Below are 19,133 nucleotides of genomic sequence, written 5' to 3' on the forward strand. Positions count from 1 at the left end.
CAGGGGTCATGCCGTCGCGACAGAGGTGGAAGTCCGGCATCCTGGTGGTGAACTCTATGGTTCCGACCGAGTCATGCTTGAGCTAGTGACGGCATGGGCTCGCAAGGGCCACGGAGTCTCATTGGCTCTTGGCGAAGCCGGACCGCTGGAGGGCGAGCTGACACGACGCGGCTTGGAGTACGAGCTCATACCCATGCCGGTATTGCGCGGTGAGATTCTTAGGCCGAGACGACTACCAGGATTCTTGCGGGACATAATTCATGACCTGGGACAGGGTCTGAAGGATCGTCAGCGGGGCCGTGGCCCCGCGCGCTACATCAGCACGCTCACCATGCCCTCGCAAGTAATTGCTTCGAGACTAGCTGGCAGGCACACAGTCCTCCACGTGCATGAGGCGGAGATCTCCCGCCCGAGGCTCGTGCGCGCGGTACTGTCTGCGTCCGCGCTGTGTGCCAACACAGTGATTGCAAACAGCAGGTTCACCAAAGATGTACTTCTCGATTCTTGGCCGCACCTCAAGGACAAGGTCGAAGTCGTTTACAACCCGATTGACGTGCCAAGCCCCATGCCAATGGCCCTACCGAGTAGGCGCCCGGAAGAGCTGAAGTTGTTGTACCTCGGCAGATTGTCGGAGCGGAAGGGTGTCGAACTGGCGGTCCGAGCCGTTATTGAACTCTTGAACCGGGGATTACCCGTCCAGCTCACAATCGTGGGTAGTGCGTTCCGGGGCAATGAGGATTTCGAAATCGGATTGCGAAAACTGGTTGCTATCAACAAGGTTGACAACAAAATTCGATTCCAGGGATTTGTTCCTCATGTGGGCTCTTTTGTGGCTGAGAACCACATGGTGATGGTGCCTTCTCAGCGGGAAGAATCGTACGGAAACGTGGCAGCCGAAGCGGCTTTGGCCGGTCGGTTCGTGGCGGTTGCCGATCACACCGGTTTGCATGAGGTGACGAACGACCTATCTGCTGCGCTTCGAGTGAGTGATATGACGCCTGTGGCGTGGGCGGATGCCATCACGGATTTGTGGGAGCGGTGGGAAGACTACCAACAACTCATCGAATCCGATCAACAGACCCTGAAGCTGAGACACGATCCGATAACGATCTCGAAAATGGCCGCAGACTGCATCACGATGGCAAACCCGCATTAGGACTTTTGATAGTCTTGAGCCAACTAGGGGTTACTGTCACTTGAACTGAGGGTGAACTTGGGGGAGTCGAGCACAGTGGCGTAGGGGCTACGCACTATGCGGCAGCGGTCCCATCCAGGGGGTGGGGTTACTGCGTTTTCGTTTCGGTTTTTCTAATTCACCCGTCAGCTCTGCTGCATGGGGGAATAATGCGATCACGCGACAAATCGGTTTCGGTCAAAAACAACGGCAAACTGTCCATCGCAATGGTGGGCACGCGAGGTGTTCCGGCTGCCTATGGCGGGTTCGAGACTGCTATTGAAGAGATCGGCTCCAGGTTAGTTGCGCGTGGTCATGAGATCACCGTTTATTGTCGACGGGGCAACCATGCGAAGAGAAGCGGAAATGAAGCTGCCACGGATCCTAAGATCCACCACGGGATGAGGCTCGTTCACCTGCCCGCGTTGCGGCGAAAGTCCCTGGAGACTCTGAGTCATACCGCATTTTCTGCGCTTCACCATGTTGTGAAAGGGCGACAGGACGCAGTGTTGGTTTTTAATGCTGCGAATGCACCATTTGTGCCCGCCTTTCGCCGAGGAGGTGCCGGAGTCGCTGTCCACGTGGACGGGCTGGAATGGAAAAGGGCCAAGTGGGGCCCGGTTGGACAGAAGTATTATCGGACGGCAGAAGAACTGTCTGTTCGCTGGGCAGATGCGCTGATTGCCGATGCCCAGGGGATCGCTGACTACTACGAGCATGAGTTCTCCGTCCCTACGCGTCTCATCGCTTACGGGGCGCCGATCATGGAGGACCTCCGCCCTGAACGGTTGACTGAGGTTGGAGTAAATCCAGGCCAGTATCACCTCGCAGTCGCTCGCTTCGAACCTGAAAACCACGTCGATGTGATTTTGGAGGCCTATTCACGGTCGGAGGCGAAATACCCGCTAGTGGTGGTGGGGAGCGCGCCCTACGAGTCGGATCACGTCGCTCGGATTAACCAGATCGCGGCCAGTGACAAGCGCATCAAGCTCCTGGGTGGAGTTTGGGATCAGGATCTGTTGGACCAGCTTTACGCCCACTCAATGACTTATCTCCATGGGCACTCGGTAGGCGGGACCAACCCGTCACTCTTGCGTGCCATGGGCGCAGGAGCCCCGACCATTGCCTATGACGTGGTATTCAACCGGGAAGTTCTCGGGAACTCAGGTCAGTTTTTCCAGGATGCCCATGACCTGGCGGCGCAATTGGACGAAGTGGAGACATCTCCCGAGACCATGTCCCGTGCCGGGCAAAGGCTCCAACTGCGAGCACGTGAAAACTACGATTGGGATCTTGTGACTGATGGATACGAAGAACTTGCGTATTCATTGGCTGCGGGGGATGGTCTTGAACGGTCTGGCGTCCGAAAGCGGCGTCGAGACGGTGTCCAATGGCAGGACCGGATTCGCACCTCGAGTGTGGGAAGCCGTTCAGTTCAGATTCAGGATGTCCGGGTGCCGGTGTCCGAGAGAGAGCACCAGCGCCAGGAGAAGCCAACGCGGCGTTCTATACGCCAGTTCGTGCGGTCGGCCCAACGGGAAGAACGGTAAATGAACGCATCGACCAGTAGCTATCGGGAGACCGTCAGGTCACTGGCTGCCGCGCAAAAAGGCAAGGCATCCGGTGCCCCGCTATATTCCGTGATGGTGAATCGGCCGGTAGGCCGTCTGCTGGCTGCGGCTTGCTACCGCGCTGGTCTGACACCCAACCAAGTCACGGGTATCAGCGCACTGTGCTCCGCCATAGGCGTTGCTGTACTGCTCGCAATGGACCCATCCTGGGTTAGTGGAATTCTTGTGTGGTTCCTACTTGCCCTGGGCTACGCTTTCGACTCGGCAGACGGTCAAGTGGCTCGACTCCGGGGTGGCGGCAGCCCGCCGGCGAATGGTTGGACCATGTGGTGGATTGCGTGAAAATTAACGCGGTTCACCTTGGAATCTTCGCGGGAGTGTGGCTGAACCAGGACGTCTGGTCGAATTGGACTGCAGCCATTCCCTTGGCGTTCCTTGTTGTAGGTAACACTTCGTTTTTCACGATGATCCTCAACGACTCGCTGAAGCAGATCCACGGTGTGGCCCTGCGGAAACCGGGGCAGTACAACTGGAAACGATCTGTTATGGCTCTGCCCACGGACTACGGCATCTTGTGCCTGAGCTTTGTCCTGCTCGGAGCCTTGCCACTGTTCCTCGGCTTTTACGCGCTACTTTTCATCGGCAGCTTGGGTCACTTGGTTTTGGCGCTCCGTAAGTGGTACCGCGATATGGAAGCGCTTCCGTCTAAACGCTGATCGATCATTGGTAGTCGGGTGTATTTTGAGGGCCGGATCGACTAGAACCGCTTCGCTGCGGCCTTCAATGCCCGCGCCAGCCGGTCGCTGTCCTGCGGGGTGTTGTACAGGGCCGGTGTCACACGAATGACTTCGCCCTTGGTCACCCCGCCACGTCGCACGGTGAACACTCCCCACTCGTTCGTGAGGTAATCGGTGATGGCCACGCTCTGGTCTCGGGTGGTGTTGCCGTCGATCCGGAACGAAGTCAGCGCACCGTACATGCGGCGATCCTCCGGCGTCATGATGGTCAGATTGGGCACGTCCAAAACCTGCTGGACCCAACGGTCGCGCAGGTACTGCAGTCGCGCGAACTTGTTGGCGGCACCCACCGCGTGGTGGAAGTCCAAGGCTGCGGGGATGGACAGGTAATTGGCCGAGTTGGCCGTGCCGGTGTGAATCCTGGACCGCACGTCGTCGGCGTCGAAGTCTTCGTCAGCGAAGTGCCGATCAATGTCTCCCAAGCGGTCCTTTTGGATGTAGAGGAAGCCACACCCCAGCGGTGCGCCGATCCACTTGTGCAGGTTGAATCCCACGAACGGGCTGTTGAGGTCCTTGACGTCGAAATCCACGTGACCCCACGAGTGGGCGGCATCCACAACGGTGTCCACCCCGCGCTCGGCAGCCATCCGGGAGATCTCGGCAACGGGGACCTTGAGGCCGGTGCGGTGCGAGATGTGGGTCAGCAGAAGCAGCTTGATGCGAGGGCTGTCCGCGAGCAGTTTGGTGTAGTGATCGATCACGTTCTGGTACGTGGCCGGCTCCGGAATCGCGGTGGTGATCACCTCCACGCCGCGGCGGTCCTTGAGCCAGTTCATGGCGTACTGCATGGAGTCGTAATCGAGGTCCGCGTAGGCCACGGCGTCCCCGGGCTTGAGCTTGTTGTACCCGCCGATCATGACCTGCAGCGCCTCGGTGGCCCCGCGGGTGATGGCAATTTCATCCACGGAACACCCGACCGCCTTGGCCAACCGGCACGCACCTCGGTGATGTGTTCCTCGTAGTCATTGCGCAGGAACCAGGAGTTCTGCTCCTGAATGATCCGGTTCTTCTCCGCATAGGTGTCGCGCACGATCTGCGGGTTCGCGCCGAAGTACCCGTTCTCGAAATTGATCACGGGCATGTCCATGCGGAAGTGCCGGGCCACGCTGCGCCAATAACGTTCGTCACGAGCCAGCCGATCCGCCGGAGTCCGGGGTGCGTTGGGCAGCTTGGGACCACCTCTTTCGTGGCCGCGGCCCTCGTGGGCGTGGGCGGGGGAGGCCACGAGACCGCCGACCGCCAGGGTGCCCAGGCCCGCAGTTCCCTTGACCAAATTTCTACGATTGAGTTCCACGGTCCGCTGCCTTCCCCCGAGAGTGTTGCTGTCGAGCACACTCTGGTGGTCTGACATCACGCCTGGTCGGACTACAACTTGCGGGTAGGGGAGCCTCGGGTGAAATTCAGGTGACGACGTTGCTGTTGCGCCAGGTGACATCTTCGGGTGCTCCGAAGGCAGCCACAGCTACGCCCATTCTTGCAGCAGTCAGTGCAGACGAATGGATTCGGACACAGCTGTGGCCCCCGTCCGACAAGGAGCGGGGGCCAGCTGTACCGGGTGGAATCAGGCGTCTCCGCCGGCGTTGCCGGAGGTTCCGGCGTTCGGGTTGAGCAGGTCGTACTTCTCGATGGCCTGCTTGGGAGCCTCAGCGTCCACCTCACCGGCTTCCGCGAGCATCTCCAGCGTGCGCACCACCATGGAGTGGGCGTCGATGTTGAAGAAGCGGCGCGCACCGGCGCGGGTGTCCGAGAAGCCGAACCCGTCCGCACCCAGCGAGGCCCACTCGTTGGGCACGTACTGGCGGATCTGGTCCTGCAGATCGGAGGCGAAGTCCGACGTCGCCACGACCGGTCCCTGGGTCGCGCCCAGTTTCTCGGTTACGTACGGCACACGACGAGCCTCTCCCGGGTTGAGGAACGCGTCCCGCTCGGCGGCCAAGGCGTCGCGGCGCAGGTTGGTCCAGGAAGTTACCGACCAAACATCAGCGGAAACACCCCACTCGTCGGCGAGGATCTGCTGAGCTTCAAGAGCCCAGGCGACACCCACGCCGGAGGCGAGCAGCTGGGCCTTGGGGCCCTCGGTCTCGGCGGGCTTGAGCAGGTAGATGCCCTTGATGATGCCCTCGACGTCCACGTTCTCGGGTTCCGCTGGCTGGCGGATCGGCTCGTTGTAGACGGTCAGGTAGTACATCACGTTGTGGTCTTCATCCTTGGACCCGTACATGTGCTCGATGCCGCGCTTGATGATGTGCGCGATCTCGTAGCCGTAGGCGGGGTCGTAGTGGATGACCGCCGGGTTGGTGGCCGCGATCAACGGGGAGTGGCCGTCCGCGTGCTGCAGGCCCTCGCCGGTGAGCGTGGTGCGACCGGCGGTTGCGCCGATGATGAAGCCACGCGCCAGCTGATCCGCTGCGGCCCAGAAGGAGTCACCCGTGCGCTGGAAACCGAACATCGAGTAGAACACGTAGAACGGAATCATTGCCTCGCCGTGCGTGGCGTAAGAGGTGCCCGCAGCGGTGAACGCGGAGGTCGCACCGGCCTCGTTGATGCCCGGGTGCAACAGCACACCCTGCGGAGATTCCTTGTAGGCCAGCATGAGTTCGCGGTCCACGGACAGGTAGTTCTGCCCGTTGGGGTTGTAGATCTTGGACGTCGGGAAGAACGAGTCCATACCGAACGTGCGCGATTCGTCAGGAACGATCGGCACAATGCGGTGGCCGAATTCCTTCTCGCGCATGAGGTCCTTCAAGATGCGCACGAAGGCCATGGTGGTCGCGGCCATCTGCTTGCCGGAACCCTTCTTGCCCGAGGCGTAGGCCTTGTCGCTGGGCAGCGCAATGTCCTTCTGCTCGTGCGGGCGATCCGGCACGAATCCACCCAGTTCCTTGCGGCGCTCCAGGAGGTACTTGATCTCGGGGGAGTCCGGTCCGGGGTGGTAGTACGGCGCGTTGTAGAGGTCCTTCTCAAGTTCCTCATCGCTGATGGGGATGCGCAGGTGATCGCGGAAGACCTTGAGGTCGTCCAGGGTCAGCTTCTTCATCTGGTGGGTCGCGTTGCGGCCCTCGAAGTGCGTACCCAGACCGTAGCCCTTCACAGCCTGCGCCAGGATCACCGTGGGCTGACCCTTGTGCTCCATGGCAGCCTTATAGGCCGCGTAGACCTTGTGATAATCGTGGGCACCGCGCTTGAGCTTCCAGATCTCGTCGTCGGACATCTCCGCCACGAGTTCCTTGGTTTCGGGTGACTTGCCGAAGAAGTGATCGCGGACAAAAGCACCGTTCTCGGCCTTGTAGGTCTGGTAGTCGCCGTCCAGGGTCTCGTTCATGATGCGGACCAGGTCGCCGGTTTTGTCCTTCTCGAGTAGTGCGTCCCACTCGCGACCCCAGACGACCTTGATGACGTTCCAGCCGGCACCGCGGAAGAAGGCCTCAAGTTCCTGGATGATCTTGCCGTTGCCGCGCACGGGTCCATCGAGACGCTGCAGGTTGCAGTTGACCACGAAGGTCAGGTTGTCCAACTTGTCATTGGCGGCCAACTGAAGCAGACCGCGGCTTTCCGGCTCGTCCATCTCGCCGTCACCGAGGAACGCCCACACGTGCTGGTCGGACGTGTCCTTGATGCCGCGGTTGTGGATATAGCGGTTGAACTGCGCCTGGTAGATCGCGTTCATCGGGCCCAGACCCATGGACACCGTGGGGAACTGCCAGAAGTCCGGCATGGATCGCGGGTGCGGGTAGGACGAGAGTCCCTGCGGAGCCTTGGTCTTCTCCTGGCGGAACGCGTTGAGGTCCTCCTCGGTCATGCGACCCTCGAGGAACGCGCGCGCATAGTTACCGGGGGAGGAGTGACCCTGCCAGAACACCTGATCGCCGCCGCCCGGGTGCTCGGGACCGCGGAAGAAGTGGTTCAGACCCACTTCGTAGAGCGTGGCCACACCGGCGTACGAGGAAATGTGACCGCCCACACCGATCTCCGGGTGCTGCGCGCGGTGCACCATGACCGCTGCGTTCCACCGCAGGTAGGCACGGTAGCGGCGCTCGATCTCCTCGTCACCGGGGAATTCCGGCTCCTGATCGACCGGGATGGTGTTGACGTAATCCGAGGTGGTCACCATGGGCACGCCCACGGAGTGAGTGCCCGCGTGCTGCAGCAGCGCGCGCATGATGTACTCCGCGCGTTCTGTGCCTTGGGCTTCGATCAGTCCGTCGAAGGACTCGATCCACTCCTGGGTTTCCTCGGAGTTGGCGTCTTTGAGGTTGTTGGTCAACCCGCTCAAAATATGGTGATTGCTTGAAGGCTGCACAGTTTCTCCTGCAGTGTCACGGTGGTTCACCGATGTGGCAGTGCGGCTGCCAGGCTCCGGTGGGGGCCTGGCAGCCGCGAGTTCTTGTCAGGGTGACGACGTCGCTCGGTGCCCTCGCGCTCGAAGGTCGCGAGCGGCGTCGTTCCCGTTAGTGGTCGCTGTTCGAGGACCCGGAGCGATTCTCCACGACCGGAGCCTGGACGACCTCGCCCGCCGCGGTGATCGCTGGAATTTCCTTGCCGTCGGCATCCACGAGCTTGCCGTTCTTGATGGTGTCGCCCTCGCGCAGGGATCCCTGCAGGTGCTCGAGCGATTCCTGGCGAACGTAGCGAGGTGGGGCGGCAGTGAAGACCGAGCCTTCGCCCTTGGGCGGGTTACCCAGCTTGATCTCGTTGAACAGGATGTTCAGGAGAACGGCTGCCACGGCGGCGGAAGAAATACCGGAGTGGAAGATGGTCTCGAACCACGTGGGGAAGCCGCTGTAGATGTCCGGAGCGGCAATCGGGAGCATGCCGATGCCGATCGCGGTGGAGACGATGACCAGGTTCGGAGTGCCCTGGTACTTGACCTTGCCCAGGGTACGGATACCGGAAGCGGCCACGGTGCCGAAGAGCACGATGCCTGCACCACCCAGAACCGGCATGGGAACTGCGGCGACCACGCGACCCAGGATGGGCAACAGGCCCAGGATCAGCATGATCAGACCGCCGGCCGTCACCACGAAGCGACTCTTCACGCCCGTGATGGCGACCAGACCAACGTTCTGCGCGAACGCGGACTGGGTGAAGCCGTTGAACAGCGGGGCCAGGAAGGAAGCGCCCATATCGGCACGCAGACCGTCAGCGATACGACGACGATCAACCTTGGTGTCCACGATCTCACCAACGGCAATGATGTCAGCGGTGGTTTCCGTGAGGATCACCAGCACCACAATGGTCATCGAGATGATGGCCGCGGGCTGGAAGGTGGGCGGGCCGAACGCGAGGGGCTCGGGGAAGGCGAAGATCGCGCCGTTCATGACCTGAGAGAAATCGGCCATGCCGATAGCCAGTGCGAAGACCGTGCCCAGAACAATGCCCAACAGAATGGACAGCCGCGAGATGATCGCGCTGCCCACCTTGGACAGGAGCATGATGATCAGCAGCGTTGCGCCGGCCAGACGCACGTTCTTGAAGATCGCGTTCTCATCCCCGGCATTCGCGACGGCGGCGCCACCCATGGCCCACTGCGCGGATACGGGGAACAGGGACAGACCAATGGTCGTGATAACCACACCGGTAACCACCGGTGGGAAGAACCTGATGATGCGCGCGAAGAACGGTGCAATCAGGAACCCAATGGCGGCAGATGCCATCACCGCGCCGAAGACCGCCTGGATACCGCCGTCACCATTGACGATCGCGGTCATGGTGGCCACACCGGCGAACGAGGTGCCCTGGACCAAGGGCAACTGGGAACCGAAGAACTTGATGCCGAAGGACTGGAGCATGGTTGCCAGACCGCCGACGAACAGACAGCAGGCGACCAGCAGAGCCTGGTCGTTGGTGGACAGACCAGCTGCACCACCCACAATCAACGGCGGAGCGATGATGCCGCCGTACATGGTCAGAACGTGCTGGAATCCGTAGCCTAAGCTCGGACCCGCGCCGAGGTACTCGTCCTCGGTCCGCTTGACCTCGGTCGTAGCGGTTTGTGACATTGGGAAGCCTTCCTAAGAATGAATGAGCTGATGTGTCCCCGCCTCGGCCTCAAGAGGCGGGGACACATCGGCGGTAGAGCAGATGGCTCAGCAGAAGCCGGTGATGCCCATCCAGGCGTGCTCGTCCTCGGCAGCGTCCTTGCGCTGCACGGTGGCCTCGATCAGGCCGAAGGGACGGTCAGCCGCGTAGTGGGTCTCGTTGTTGTTGCCCAGATCGCAGAAGCTCAAGTCGTAGACGAAGTGGTGCTTGTTCGGGCACGAGAACTTGATCTCGTCGATCTCCGGGTGCGCCTCGATCACGGCCTTGCCCATGAGGTACAGGGTTTCCTGCAGCGCACGGGAGTAGTGGTCGGTGAACTTGGTGAGGATGATGTTCTTGACGCTGTCGTACACGGCGTCGAAGTCGACATCGGTGGTGTTGTAACGCCAGCGGGTCGCACGTCCGTGGACATGATGCGGTCCGTGGTTTCCTTCAGGGTCGTGTACTTGTCCTTGGGGTAACCCTCGAAGCCGGACTCGGTGGACTTCAGGATGGTGAGGTCCTTGAAGCCGGAGATCACGGTCTTCTTGTCACCGTCCGTGACGAGCACGGAGGTGCGGACTTCCTGCTTGTTCTGGACGAAGCAGTGATCGTTGTCGTTGATGCGATCCCAGCGGTACTCATCGGCCGCCCAACGGCCACCGGAGATCCAGTCGAACTCACTGGTGAAGTGATCGGAGAGCTTGAGGATCAGATCCTCGGGGGACTTGATGTCGTACTGCTGAGCGAACGCGAACACGGTGTTCTTCTGGGTGTCGGTGGGGACACAGTGGGCGTTGTCGCCCTTGGTGTGAACCTCGGTCAGGTCACCGCGCAGCTGGGAGGTGACCACCAGGTCGCGGATGATGTGACGGTCGTTGTCACGGTTGATGCGCACCACGTGGTTCTGCGCCTTGCCGTACTGGTTATTTCCGAGAACTACTTCGGTCATTTTCCTCTACTCCTATGTAGAAATTTGGTGTGCTGTCTGAGTGGATCGGCAATCGTCGACTGGGTCGGCTCCTGGGTCAACTGCCGCGGTATGTGGAATACGCAAACGGGCTCAGCAGCAAGGGCACGTGGTAGTGGCCCTGCTCCTGTCGCACCGAGAAATCCACCGAGACGAACGGGTAGAACGTCTCAAGATCGCGCCCGGCAAAGTACTGCTCGGTTGCGAAGATGATCCGGTAATGGCCGGACTCCAGGGTCTCTGGGCCGAGTTCGGTGACTCGGCCGTCCTCGTTGGTGGTGGCGGTGCCAAGTTCTTGACCCTCACCGGTGAGGAGCGTGACGTCGATTCCTTGGGCTGGGCAGCCGTGCACGGAATCAAGGACGTGTGCGGAAATGAAGCTCATGACAGGATCCCTTCGATGCGGAGGAGTGCAATCTGACGAAGCTGATCGGCAACTTCGGTGCGCTCGTTCTCCGGGGTGTTCTGCAGACGACGCTGCAGCTCTGACAAAATTTCGGGCAGTGAGCGGCCGGCGGCGCGGATCAGGAAGACCTGGCCGAAGCGCTCTTCGTACTCGGCGTTGCCCTTGGCGAGCTCCGCCTTGATGTCGTCCGTGGACTCACCCAGACCGGCCTGCTCGTTGCGGGAGAGGTCTGCTTCCTTGGACTCCCCGGCGGCGCGCTCGCCGATCTTGGGGTGGTGCGACAAAGCCTGGTCGACCTCTGCATCCGTGAAAGGGTTGGCTGCATCGCGTGCGGCGGCCAGCGCGTCCTCGGTGTTTTCGTACGGGCGACCGTCCACGATCTCTTCGATCCAGCGCTGGATGTCCAGAGCGGGGCGCACGGTTTCCACCGCCGTCTGTCGATCCGTTTCGTTGAACTCGCTGAGCGTCATTGCTTCCCTGACTTTTTCGCTATGTGAAATCTAAATTCCATATAAAGATAGTGAACTGGATCACAGGGCGGAAGTCAAGGGGGTCGAGCCGGAGTTTTCAGAACTGAAACCAAGTGTCATGCTGCTGTAATGCGTGACGTGGTGTGACGCACAGTGGGAGGCGAACTTTGGCCGCTGTAACGGTGCCTACGATGAGGTCATGAAACCGTTTGTACTGCTGGCCACCCGGCCCGAAGACGATGTGGCCCTGGAGGAATACGACGCGTCCGGCGTTTCGGAGGCTTGCAGGAGTCCCAGCTCGAACACTTGCGGCTGGAGAAGGGCCCCGTTCCGCAGTTGGAACTGGACCGGTACAGCGGAATCATCGTGGGCGGTTCACCCTTCAACTCGTCCGACCCTGCCGAGGAGAAATCGGCCACCCAGCACCGTGCCGAGAAGTGGATCAGCACGATCCTGGACGAGGTCGTGGCCAGGGACTTCCCGTTCCTCGGGGCCTGCTACGGCGTGGGCACGTTGGGAATCCACCAGGGTGCGGTGGTGGACCGTACCCGCAGTGAAGAGGTGGGACCCATTACCGTCACGGTCACCGACGAGGGTGCCAAGGACCCGCTGCTGTCCCAATTGCCGGGGGAGTTCACCGCGTACGTCGGTCATAAAGAAGGCACCCGGTCGCTGCCCGCCAGTGCCGTGCTGTTGGCCAGCGGAACCGTGTGCGAAGTCCAGATGTATCGGGTCAAGCAGAACCTCTATGCGACGCAGTTCCACCCGGAACTCGATCCGGACGGACTGATCAACCGAGTGATTGCGTACAAGGACCTGGGCTACTTCCGGCCCGAGGACACCCAAACCGTGATCGATCGCGTCAAGGACGGCCCCGAGGTGGACCAGCCCAAGAAGATTCTCGCCGCGTTCGTGGACCGCTACGCGGTTTAAGGGAGCACGGCCCGCGGTACACACACTCCACAATCACCACGGCGCGGTCCCGCGACCGATAGCGTGGAGGCATGAGCCAGCACCCCGCGCCCTGGAACCGACCGCCCGCATCGAATTCGAACCCAGCCACGCGGCCCGGTGAGGCAAGAGGTGAAGGTCGGGGAGCGGCGTCGTCGACCATGAACGGCGGTCCTGTACCCGCGCCCGTGCCGGCTCACGGGCCGTCCCAGGTGCCGCCCGAGCGGATGCGCACGCTGGCGTATCACCGCCTGGGGTTCGCGGATCCCCGGCACGAATGGTGGAAGCCCCTGGTCGAGGGTGCCCTGCTGTTCTTCTTTTTCGTTGTGCTGTCGGTGCTGTTCACCATCCCGGTCCTGTTGTTCATGGACAACCCCATGGACCTGGACAACGTGGCCACCATGAACCAGCTGGACCCGCTGATCTTCTTCTTCCTGTTCGGGTCCATTGCGCTGATGGCTCCGGCGGCGTACCTGGCCAGAAAGATCATGGGGCCGCGGCCGCTGGGCTTGCTGCACTCGGTCACGGGACGGCTGCGCTGGAAATGGATGCTCCAGTGCGGGCTCGCGGCCTTGGCCATTTTTGTGGTGATCAACGGCCTGTCCATCTTGTTCGATCTGATGACCGGCGGCGAGGCGATCGAGTTCAGCCTGGCGCCCCAGTGGGGCTGGCTGCTGCTCATGGTGATCCTGCTGGTGCCCATCCAGTGCTTCGCGGAGGAACTGGTCTTCCGGGGTTACCTGATGCAGACGGTGGGCCGTTGGTTGAAGCACCCGGCGTGGGCCATTCTTCTGCCGGTTCCGCTGTTCGTTGCAGGACACCTCTACGACGTGTGGGGGCAGACCTCCATTGCCATCATGGCGATCACTATGGGTGTCATCACGTGGCGCACCGGTGGGCTGGAAGCGGCCGTTGCCCTGCACGTGGTCAACAACTGCACGGTGACGCTCATGGCCATGGTCGGATTGGCGGACCTGAACGATACGAGTGGCGGGCCCATCGAGGTGCTGTTCACCCTGGCCATCAACGGGATCTTCCTGCTGGTGGTGTTCCGGATGGCCCGTAAGACTCGGATCGCGACCTCCCGCACCATCATCCTGCCGCCTCCGCCGCGCTTGCCCGCGCTCGCGCAACGGCAGCGCGTGGTCGGCCAGAATGGCTCCCACCTCGCGGCATTCGTGGTGGATCCGCGCACTCAGAACTACCTCTCGCTGCCGGAGCAGTACGGCCCGTACACGGTGCGGGACGGGCAGGGTCGTCCCGTGGGTCTGCTGGACGTGCGGAAGACCGGCTCGGACACGAACTCGAACCGCACTCCCTAGACTGTCCTGCATGGCCCATCACAGCGTTTCTGACTTGGATTCCCACCGCGCCCCGTTCGGCTACGCCCGAGCCCTGGGCGATTACGTCATGGCCTCGCCCAGCTCGTACCACGCGGTCGCGGCCGCGGCGGAGCTGCTGCGCGGGGCGGGATTCACGGAACTGCGCGAATCGGAGGCTTGGAGCGACGTCGTCGGGCGGCACTTCACGATTCGCGACGGCGCTCTGATCGCCTGGGTAGCCCCGCGCGGGTATCGCGCGCGCCGGAGCCCGAATTCTGGGCGCACACACGGATTCGCCCGGGTTCAAGCTGAAGCCTAAGCCCACCACGGTTTCCAACGGTTGGTACCAGGCCGGTGTGGAGGTGTACGGCGGGGTGCTGCTGAACTCGTGGCTGGATCGGGACCTGCGACTCGCCGGACGCATCGTGGTGCGCGGTGAGAGCGGCGAACTCACGCAGCACCTGTGCGCGACCGAGGCCGTCGCCCGGATTCCGCAGCTGGCCATCCACCTGGACCGTGGCGCGAATGAGGGACTCAAGCTCGACAAGCAGCAGCACGTGCAACCGATTTGGGGAACCGGGTCCGCACAGGACGCTGACGTGCTGGGACTGCTCGCGGACATGGCCGAGGCGTCGGTGGCTCCGGAAGACATCGTGGGCTTCGACGTGGTGCTCGCGGACACCCAGAAACCCGAACTGATCGGCCAGCGGCGGCAACTGCTCGCGAGCGGGCGGCTGGATAATCTGTCCTCCGTGTACGCGGGGTTGCACGCGCTGGTCGAGCACGCCGAGGAGCTCGAATCCGCGTCACAGATGTCCGTGTTGGCTGCGTTCGATCACGAAGAGGTCGGCTCCGCGACGCGTTCCGGTGCGGCGGGCCCGTTCCTGGAGGACGTGCTCGTGCGGATCAGCGCCGCGCAGGGCGAATCGCAGGATGACTACCGGCGCTCGCTGTCTGAATCCGTGTGTTTGTCGGCGGATGCCGGTCACCTGGTGCACCCCAACTATCGCGGTCATCACGACCCCGTGAACACTCCCGAGCCCGGCGCGGGGCCCTGCTCAAGATCAACGCCAACCAGCGCTACACCACGGATGCCATGGGCGCCGGTTTATGGGCGGAGGCGTGTGAGCGCGCCGGCGTGAGCTATCAAGAATTCGTGTCCAACAACAACGTGCCCTGCGGATCCACCATCGGGCCCATCACGGCCACTCGTCTGGGCATGCGCACCCTGGACGTGGGTGTGGGGCTGCTGTCGATGCACTCCGCCCGCGAACTCGCTCACGTGGACGACCTGCACGCGCTGTCCCAGGTGACCGGAGCGTTCTGGCGGTCATAAACCGTCACGCGCGTTGACACTCACGTTGGGCGCGTGATGCCCTGAATCCGTAACGCCATCAAGAGCGGCCGAGAGACGTGGCTCGTCAACGCCGCAGCAACCACCCGGATACCGGGACGGTGCTTCCGCCACGACCGATGGACAGCTTTTCAGCTCCTGCGGTTCTCACGGTCAAGCCCGTGCACGCGCTGTGTTCCTCTCGGTCGGGTGCGTGCACCGCGACTGAACGCGAGGGACTACCGAGAACATGAGCACTGACACCGGGATCAAGGAACAGTTCGACACCCCAGCCCTTCACGGGGATCCGCAGCGATCGCTGAGCACCCGCGAATTATTCGACGTGTTCCAACCGGTGTTCGACCGGATCGCTGCCGGTGCCGTGGAGCGCGAACAGCAGCGGATTCTGCCGTTCGAACAGTTCACGTGGCTCAACGAACGTCGCTTCGGGGCGCTCACGGTTCCGCGCTCGCGGGGTGGTTACGGCGCAACGCTGGAACAGGTGGCGGAACTGCTGATTGCCCTGGCCTCTGCGGACTCCAACGTGGCGCACGTGTACCGCTCGCACCTGGGATTCATCGCGAGCCTCAGCTCCGAGGAGTCCGACGTATGGTTCCCGCGGATCGCCGCCGGTGAGACCGTGGGTAATGCCGCGACGGAGCGCTCCGGCGCTGCTTTGGGTACTGCGGCCACCTCGCTCACTCAGACCGCCGACGGCGACTGGGAACTCAACGGCACCAAGTACTACTCCACCGGGTCGATCTTCTCCGACTGGATCCAGGTGACCGCTCAGATTCCCGGTCAGGAAGCGCGTTCCCACGCGCTGGTGAAGAGCTCGTGGGACGGTATCGAGCTGGTCGACGACTGGGACGGCTTCGGCCAGCAACTCACCGGAACCGGCACCACGCACTTCCGCGGGGTCAAGGTTCCGGCGGCCAACGTGCGCAACCGCGACGGCCGCGCCACCCAGGAGACCGCTGTCTTCCAGCTCGTGCTGCTGGCTGTCGAAGCGGGGATCGCCAAGGCCGCAATCGACGAGGGCGTGCACCTGGTGCGGTCACGCACCCGCGGTTTCAACACCGGTACCGGCTCGGTTGCACGCGAGGATCCGCAGGTGCTGCAGCGCGTGGGCGAGCTCAGCGCCAAGGCAGCTGCCGCGCGGGCCATCGTTCTGCAGGCGGCCCGCGAGCTCGACGCCGCCATCGGAGTCCTCGGCGGAGACCCCCTTCTCGACAACCCCCAGGAGTTGACCAACGCGTGCGAACTGCCCGTGGCACACGCCCAGGTGGTGGTTCCGGAACTCGTGCGTGATGTGACCGACGGCATCTTCGACCTGCTCGGCGCCTCCGCCGTGGGCAGGTCCAAGTCCCTGGACCGCTTCTGGCGCAACGCCCGCACCGTGGCGACCCACAACCCCACGATCTACAAGGCCCGCATCGTGGGCGACTACCGCGTCAACGGGACCCCGATGTTCGGGCTCAACGCCATTGGCGAGGTTAAGCAGTCGAGTGAGCCCCAGTAGACCTGCATGACGCGGCGGGGGCAGGCCTGAACGCCTTTCGTGCCTTCCAACGCGCCCCTCGCCGCGATGTCGGCACACCTCGAGGGCCGCTAGATGTACTGACCGGAGACGTTGGTCAATCGTGAGAAGGGCGGCTGGTTCCCGCAGGCAGTGTGGGGCCGGTGATGGTTGTAGTAGCGCAGCCAGCCGTCGAGCTCGCCCCGCCGTTCGGCCTCGGAGGTGTAGCAGCGGGCGTACGCCCAGCCGTCGGCCAGAGTGCGGTGGAATCTCTCGATTTTCCCGTTGGTCTGCGGCCGGTAGGGCCGTGTGCGCTTGTGCCGGATACCGAGTTCGGCACAGGTGTCGCGCCACAGGTGTGAGCGGTACGCGCCGCCGTTGTCGGACAGGACCCGCTCGACGGTGACGCCGCGGGCGTTGAACCACTCGACAGCCCTGACCAGCACGGCAGTCGCGGTCTGCGCGGTTTCGTCGTCGTGGATCTCCGCATAGGCGACGCGGGAGTGGTCATCGATGACGGTGTGGACGTAGGCCTTGCCCATCAACGGGTCGTGGTGCTTGTTTCTGGGCTTGTCCGGTGTGGCGGCTCGGTTCTTGTCGCCTTGTTGTCGGCCGACGTAGCGCCAGCCGCCTCCGTCGGGGATGTTGCCGAGCTTCTTCACGTCCACGTGCAGCATCGATCCGGGGTGGTCGTGTTCGTATCGACGGACGGGTTCGCCGGTGGCGCGGTCGACATGGGACAGCCGGTTCAAGTGTGCGGCGACCAGGATGCGGTGGACGGTCGACGGGGCGATGCCCAGTCGACAGGCCAACTGGACTGGCCCCTCGCGGAGGCGCAGTCGCAGGTTGATGCAGCGCCGGGTGGTCGTTGGACTGGTGCGGTTCGGCGAGCGATGGGGACGGGAGGACCGGTCCTGCATTGATTGGCCTGCCCGGTAGCGGTCGGCCCAGCGCTTCACTGTCGGCCAGGAGACCTGGAAGCGGGCGGCCACCTCGCTGATCGGCCAGCCCTCGTCGACGACGAGCTGCGCCACCTTGAGACGGTGGCGTGGGGTGAGGGCAGCGTTGGGGTGTGACATGGTTTCCTCGACAAAGAGTCGTGGCGGCGAGCTGCTGCTCGCCGCCACGCAGGGGATGGGGTGGGATGTCAGTCGACGGGGCTGACGCGGATGAGGTTGCCGTCTGGGTCGGCGATCACGAAGGTGCGGCCGAACACGTCGTCGTGGGGCTCCTCGACACCCGGATGCCCTTGGCGACCCACTGCTGGTAGACCTCGTCGATGGCGTCGCCCCCGCCGGGCAGCATCAGTCCGAGCTCGCCGGTGCGCGGCGTCTCCAGGGTGGTGTGTTCGTTGTGGCCGGTCCAGATCGCGAACAGGACACCGGGCGCGACCTCGAAAGCGACATAGCGGGGGCTGGTGAAGGTGGGCTCGATGTCGAACAGGTCGCTGTAGAACGCGGTAGAACGCTGGGCGTCGGTCACGTAGGTCAGGAACAGGTTGGGTGCCGTCATGGCGGGCCTCCAAGGGTTGGGCTGGCGTGTGAACGTCTCCCAGCACATCGCCGATACACGACAGTTCCTGTCATGTTTTTTGTGAAAATGAGGGCATGAAGGCTTCTCGTCTGCTGTCGATCGTCCTGCTGCTCCAAGTGCACGGACGGATGACCACCCAGCAGCTCGCTGACCGCTTTGAGGTGTCTACCCGGACGGTCCTGCGCGACGTTGAAGCCCTGTCCGCTGCCGGTGTCCCAGTCCATGCAGAACGCGGCCGTCATGGCGCGATCGTGCTCGACGCGCGTTCCCGTCTGGACCTGTCACGGCTCGATCCCTCCGAGCTGCAGCTCCTCGCGGCAGTCGGCCTCAGCCCCGACCAGCTCGCACAGATCGGCCTGGGAGAGGTAGGTGAACACGCCCGCGCCAAGCTCACGGCAGCCACCCGTCGCTGGGGCCCAGGCGAACCGCCTCTGACCGATGTCCTATTGATCGACCCTGCCGGATGGTTCACGCCTGCCACGACCCGGGACCTGTCGAGTTTGCTGGCTGCGGCCCGGCAGGGCCGCCGGCTCGTCGTCACCTACCGCCACAGCGGACACGCCACTGCCGACACCTACCAGGTCGACCCCTACGGGCTGGTCAGCAAGCAGGCCGCCTGGTATCTGGTTGGTGACGTGGACGGCACGCCGCGCATGTTCAACACCAATCGCCTGGTGACACACAAGGCTATGGACGAACCGGCCGTGTTGCGGCCCGGCCAGCCCTTGGAGAAGGTCTGGGATCAGTTGGTCGGCGCGTTCACCACCGACGCGAGCGTGGAGATTAACGCTCACCTGCGGGCCAACCGGCTGGACCTCGCCGCCAGGATCCTGGGGAGCCGTCTGGTCGACGTGTCCAATCCCGTCGACGAGTGGCTCACCATCACCGTGGCCTATCCCGACATCGAGTCAGTTCGCCAGCTCCTCCAATTCGGGGACCACATCAAAGTCCTCGACCCACCTGAAGCCGTGCAGCGCGTCCATGACCTCGCCAACCAACTGATGCAAGCTCACAACCCGGCAGGCTCAATCAACGTCTCCGGTCAGTACAGCTAGAACCCCCGTGCGCA

At 62.8% G+C, this 19,133-nt stretch carries 16 protein-coding genes, 2 pseudogenes and 1 riboswitch; of the genes and pseudogenes, 9 read left to right on the forward strand and 9 right to left on the reverse strand.

Annotated elements, in window-relative coordinates:
* Nucleotides 1-25: 25 nt before the first annotated feature.
* From YO9_RS0109350 to YO9_RS17790, 4 genes are all read left to right on the forward strand, one after another.
* The gene (locus tag YO9_RS0109350) at nt 26-1,156 is read left to right on the forward strand and encodes a glycosyltransferase (protein ID WP_262925647.1); all 1,131 of its coding nucleotides are present in this window, start codon (nt 26-28) and stop codon (nt 1,154-1,156) included.
* A gap of 188 nt (nt 1,157-1,344) precedes the next feature.
* Nucleotides 1,345-2,724, forward strand: coding sequence for a DUF1972 domain-containing protein (locus YO9_RS0109355; protein ID WP_223286345.1), 1,380 nt, complete (start codon nt 1,345-1,347; stop codon nt 2,722-2,724).
* 93 nt (nt 2,725-2,817) lie between these two features.
* The gene (locus tag YO9_RS21910) at nt 2,818-3,087 is read left to right on the forward strand and encodes a CDP-alcohol phosphatidyltransferase family protein (RefSeq protein ID WP_223286356.1); all 270 of its coding nucleotides are present in this window, start codon (nt 2,818-2,820) and stop codon (nt 3,085-3,087) included.
* Nucleotides 3,084-3,461 carry a hypothetical protein gene (locus tag YO9_RS17790; protein ID WP_223286346.1) on the forward strand — a complete coding sequence of 126 codons (378 nt, stop codon included), beginning with the start codon at nt 3,084-3,086 and terminating at the stop codon, nt 3,459-3,461. The genes YO9_RS21910 and YO9_RS17790 overlap by 4 nt, the downstream gene beginning before the upstream one ends.
* A gap of 41 nt (nt 3,462-3,502) precedes the next feature.
* Here YO9_RS17790 and YO9_RS0109365 read toward each other — a convergent pair whose 3' ends face one another.
* The 7 genes and pseudogenes from YO9_RS0109365 to uraD form a co-directional block, all read right to left on the reverse strand.
* Nucleotides 3,503-4,447: an aminotransferase class V-fold PLP-dependent enzyme gene (locus YO9_RS0109365; protein ID WP_262925644.1), complete on the reverse strand. Its 945-nt coding sequence runs from the start codon at nt 4,445-4,447 to the stop codon at nt 3,503-3,505.
* On the reverse strand, nt 4,396-4,836 hold the full coding sequence (locus YO9_RS17795) for a twin-arginine translocation signal domain-containing protein (RefSeq protein WP_223286348.1): 441 nt from the start codon (nt 4,834-4,836) through the stop codon (nt 4,396-4,398). The genes YO9_RS0109365 and YO9_RS17795 overlap by 52 nt, the downstream gene beginning before the upstream one ends.
* A gap of 267 nt (nt 4,837-5,103) precedes the next feature.
* Nucleotides 5,104-7,842, reverse strand: a complete 2,739-nt coding sequence (gene aceE / locus YO9_RS0109370; RefSeq protein WP_031273001.1) for a pyruvate dehydrogenase (acetyl-transferring), homodimeric type — start codon at nt 7,840-7,842, stop codon at nt 5,104-5,106.
* Between the two features lie 148 nt (nt 7,843-7,990).
* The gene (locus YO9_RS0109375) at nt 7,991-9,541 is read right to left on the reverse strand and encodes a nucleobase:cation symporter-2 family protein (RefSeq protein ID WP_016997239.1); all 1,551 of its coding nucleotides are present in this window, start codon (nt 9,539-9,541) and stop codon (nt 7,991-7,993) included.
* Nucleotides 9,542-9,628: 87 nt separating this feature from the next.
* Nucleotides 9,629-10,512, reverse strand: a pseudogene (gene pucL, locus YO9_RS0109380) (factor-independent urate hydroxylase).
* Nucleotides 10,513-10,588: 76 nt separating this feature from the next.
* The gene (gene uraH / locus YO9_RS0109385; RefSeq protein ID WP_016997240.1) at nt 10,589-10,915 is read right to left on the reverse strand and encodes a hydroxyisourate hydrolase; all 327 of its coding nucleotides are present in this window, start codon (nt 10,913-10,915) and stop codon (nt 10,589-10,591) included.
* Nucleotides 10,912-11,406, reverse strand: a complete 495-nt coding sequence (gene uraD, locus YO9_RS0109390; protein WP_016997241.1) for a 2-oxo-4-hydroxy-4-carboxy-5-ureidoimidazoline decarboxylase — start codon at nt 11,404-11,406, stop codon at nt 10,912-10,914. Before uraD ends, uraH begins: the two co-directional genes overlap by 4 nt.
* Before the next feature lie 282 nt (nt 11,407-11,688).
* Between uraD and YO9_RS0109395 the strand changes: the two genes are divergently transcribed.
* From YO9_RS0109395 to YO9_RS0109410, 4 genes and pseudogenes are all read left to right on the forward strand, one after another.
* Complete coding sequence (locus YO9_RS0109395; protein WP_016997242.1) at nt 11,689-12,339, forward strand: glutamine amidotransferase; 651 nt, start codon at nt 11,689-11,691, stop codon at nt 12,337-12,339.
* A gap of 71 nt (nt 12,340-12,410) precedes the next feature.
* Complete coding sequence (locus YO9_RS0109400) at nt 12,411-13,679, forward strand: CPBP family intramembrane glutamic endopeptidase (RefSeq protein WP_223286349.1); 1,269 nt, start codon at nt 12,411-12,413, stop codon at nt 13,677-13,679.
* 88 nt (nt 13,680-13,767) lie between these two features.
* Nucleotides 13,768-15,015, forward strand: a pseudogene (locus tag YO9_RS0109405) (M18 family aminopeptidase).
* 52 nt (nt 15,016-15,067) lie between these two features.
* A riboswitch (SAM riboswitch) is annotated at nt 15,068-15,159 on the forward strand.
* Between the two features lie 103 nt (nt 15,160-15,262).
* The gene (locus YO9_RS0109410; RefSeq protein WP_016997245.1) at nt 15,263-16,534 is read left to right on the forward strand and encodes an acyl-CoA dehydrogenase family protein; all 1,272 of its coding nucleotides are present in this window, start codon (nt 15,263-15,265) and stop codon (nt 16,532-16,534) included.
* An 89-nt stretch (nt 16,535-16,623) separates the two neighbouring features.
* On the opposite strand, the gene YO9_RS0109415 is transcribed toward YO9_RS0109410, so the two are convergent.
* Both YO9_RS0109415 and YO9_RS0109420 read right to left on the reverse strand, forming a co-directional pair.
* Nucleotides 16,624-17,610 (reverse strand): IS481 family transposase, encoded by a 987-nt coding sequence (locus YO9_RS0109415; protein ID WP_016997246.1) that lies wholly within the window; start codon nt 17,608-17,610, stop codon nt 16,624-16,626.
* A 115-nt stretch (nt 17,611-17,725) separates the two neighbouring features.
* Complete coding sequence (locus YO9_RS0109420; RefSeq protein ID WP_317259805.1) at nt 17,726-18,043, reverse strand: VOC family protein; 318 nt, start codon at nt 18,041-18,043, stop codon at nt 17,726-17,728.
* Between the two features lie 95 nt (nt 18,044-18,138).
* Between YO9_RS0109420 and YO9_RS0109425 the strand changes: the two genes are divergently transcribed.
* Nucleotides 18,139-19,119 (forward strand): helix-turn-helix transcriptional regulator, encoded by a 981-nt coding sequence (locus YO9_RS0109425; RefSeq protein ID WP_016997247.1) that lies wholly within the window; start codon nt 18,139-18,141, stop codon nt 19,117-19,119.
* Nucleotides 19,120-19,133 lie beyond the last annotated feature (14 nt).

Origin of the sequence: Kocuria atrinae C3-8 (assembly GCF_000286355.1) — a bacterium.
Classification (GTDB): domain Bacteria; phylum Actinomycetota; class Actinomycetes; order Actinomycetales; family Micrococcaceae; genus Kocuria; species Kocuria atrinae_A.

Bases quoted from the DNA above. Each gene is read 5' to 3' on its own strand.
- YO9_RS0109355 (WP_223286345.1), top strand. From the start codon at position 1,345: ATGCGATCACGCGACAAATCGGTTTCGGTCAAAAACAACGGCAAACTG.
- YO9_RS21910 (WP_223286356.1), top strand. From the start codon at position 2,818: ATGGTGAATCGGCCGGTAGGCCGTCTGCTGGCTGCGGCTTGCTACCGC.
- YO9_RS0109375 (WP_016997239.1), bottom strand. From the start codon at position 9,541: ATGTCACAAACCGCTACGACCGAGGTCAAGCGGACCGAGGACGAGTAC.
- uraH (WP_016997240.1), bottom strand. From the start codon at position 10,915: ATGAGCTTCATTTCCGCACACGTCCTTGATTCCGTGCACGGCTGCCCA.
- uraD (WP_016997241.1), bottom strand. From the start codon at position 11,406: ATGACGCTCAGCGAGTTCAACGAAACGGATCGACAGACGGCGGTGGAA.
- YO9_RS0109400 (WP_223286349.1), top strand. From the start codon at position 12,411: ATGAGCCAGCACCCCGCGCCCTGGAACCGACCGCCCGCATCGAATTCG.
- YO9_RS0109410 (WP_016997245.1), top strand. From the start codon at position 15,263: ATGAGCACTGACACCGGGATCAAGGAACAGTTCGACACCCCAGCCCTT.
- YO9_RS0109415 (WP_016997246.1), bottom strand. From the start codon at position 17,610: ATGTCACACCCCAACGCTGCCCTCACCCCACGCCACCGTCTCAAGGTG.
- YO9_RS0109420 (WP_317259805.1), bottom strand. From the start codon at position 18,043: ATGACGGCACCCAACCTGTTCCTGACCTACGTGACCGACGCCCAGCGT.
- YO9_RS0109425 (WP_016997247.1), top strand. From the start codon at position 18,139: ATGAAGGCTTCTCGTCTGCTGTCGATCGTCCTGCTGCTCCAAGTGCAC.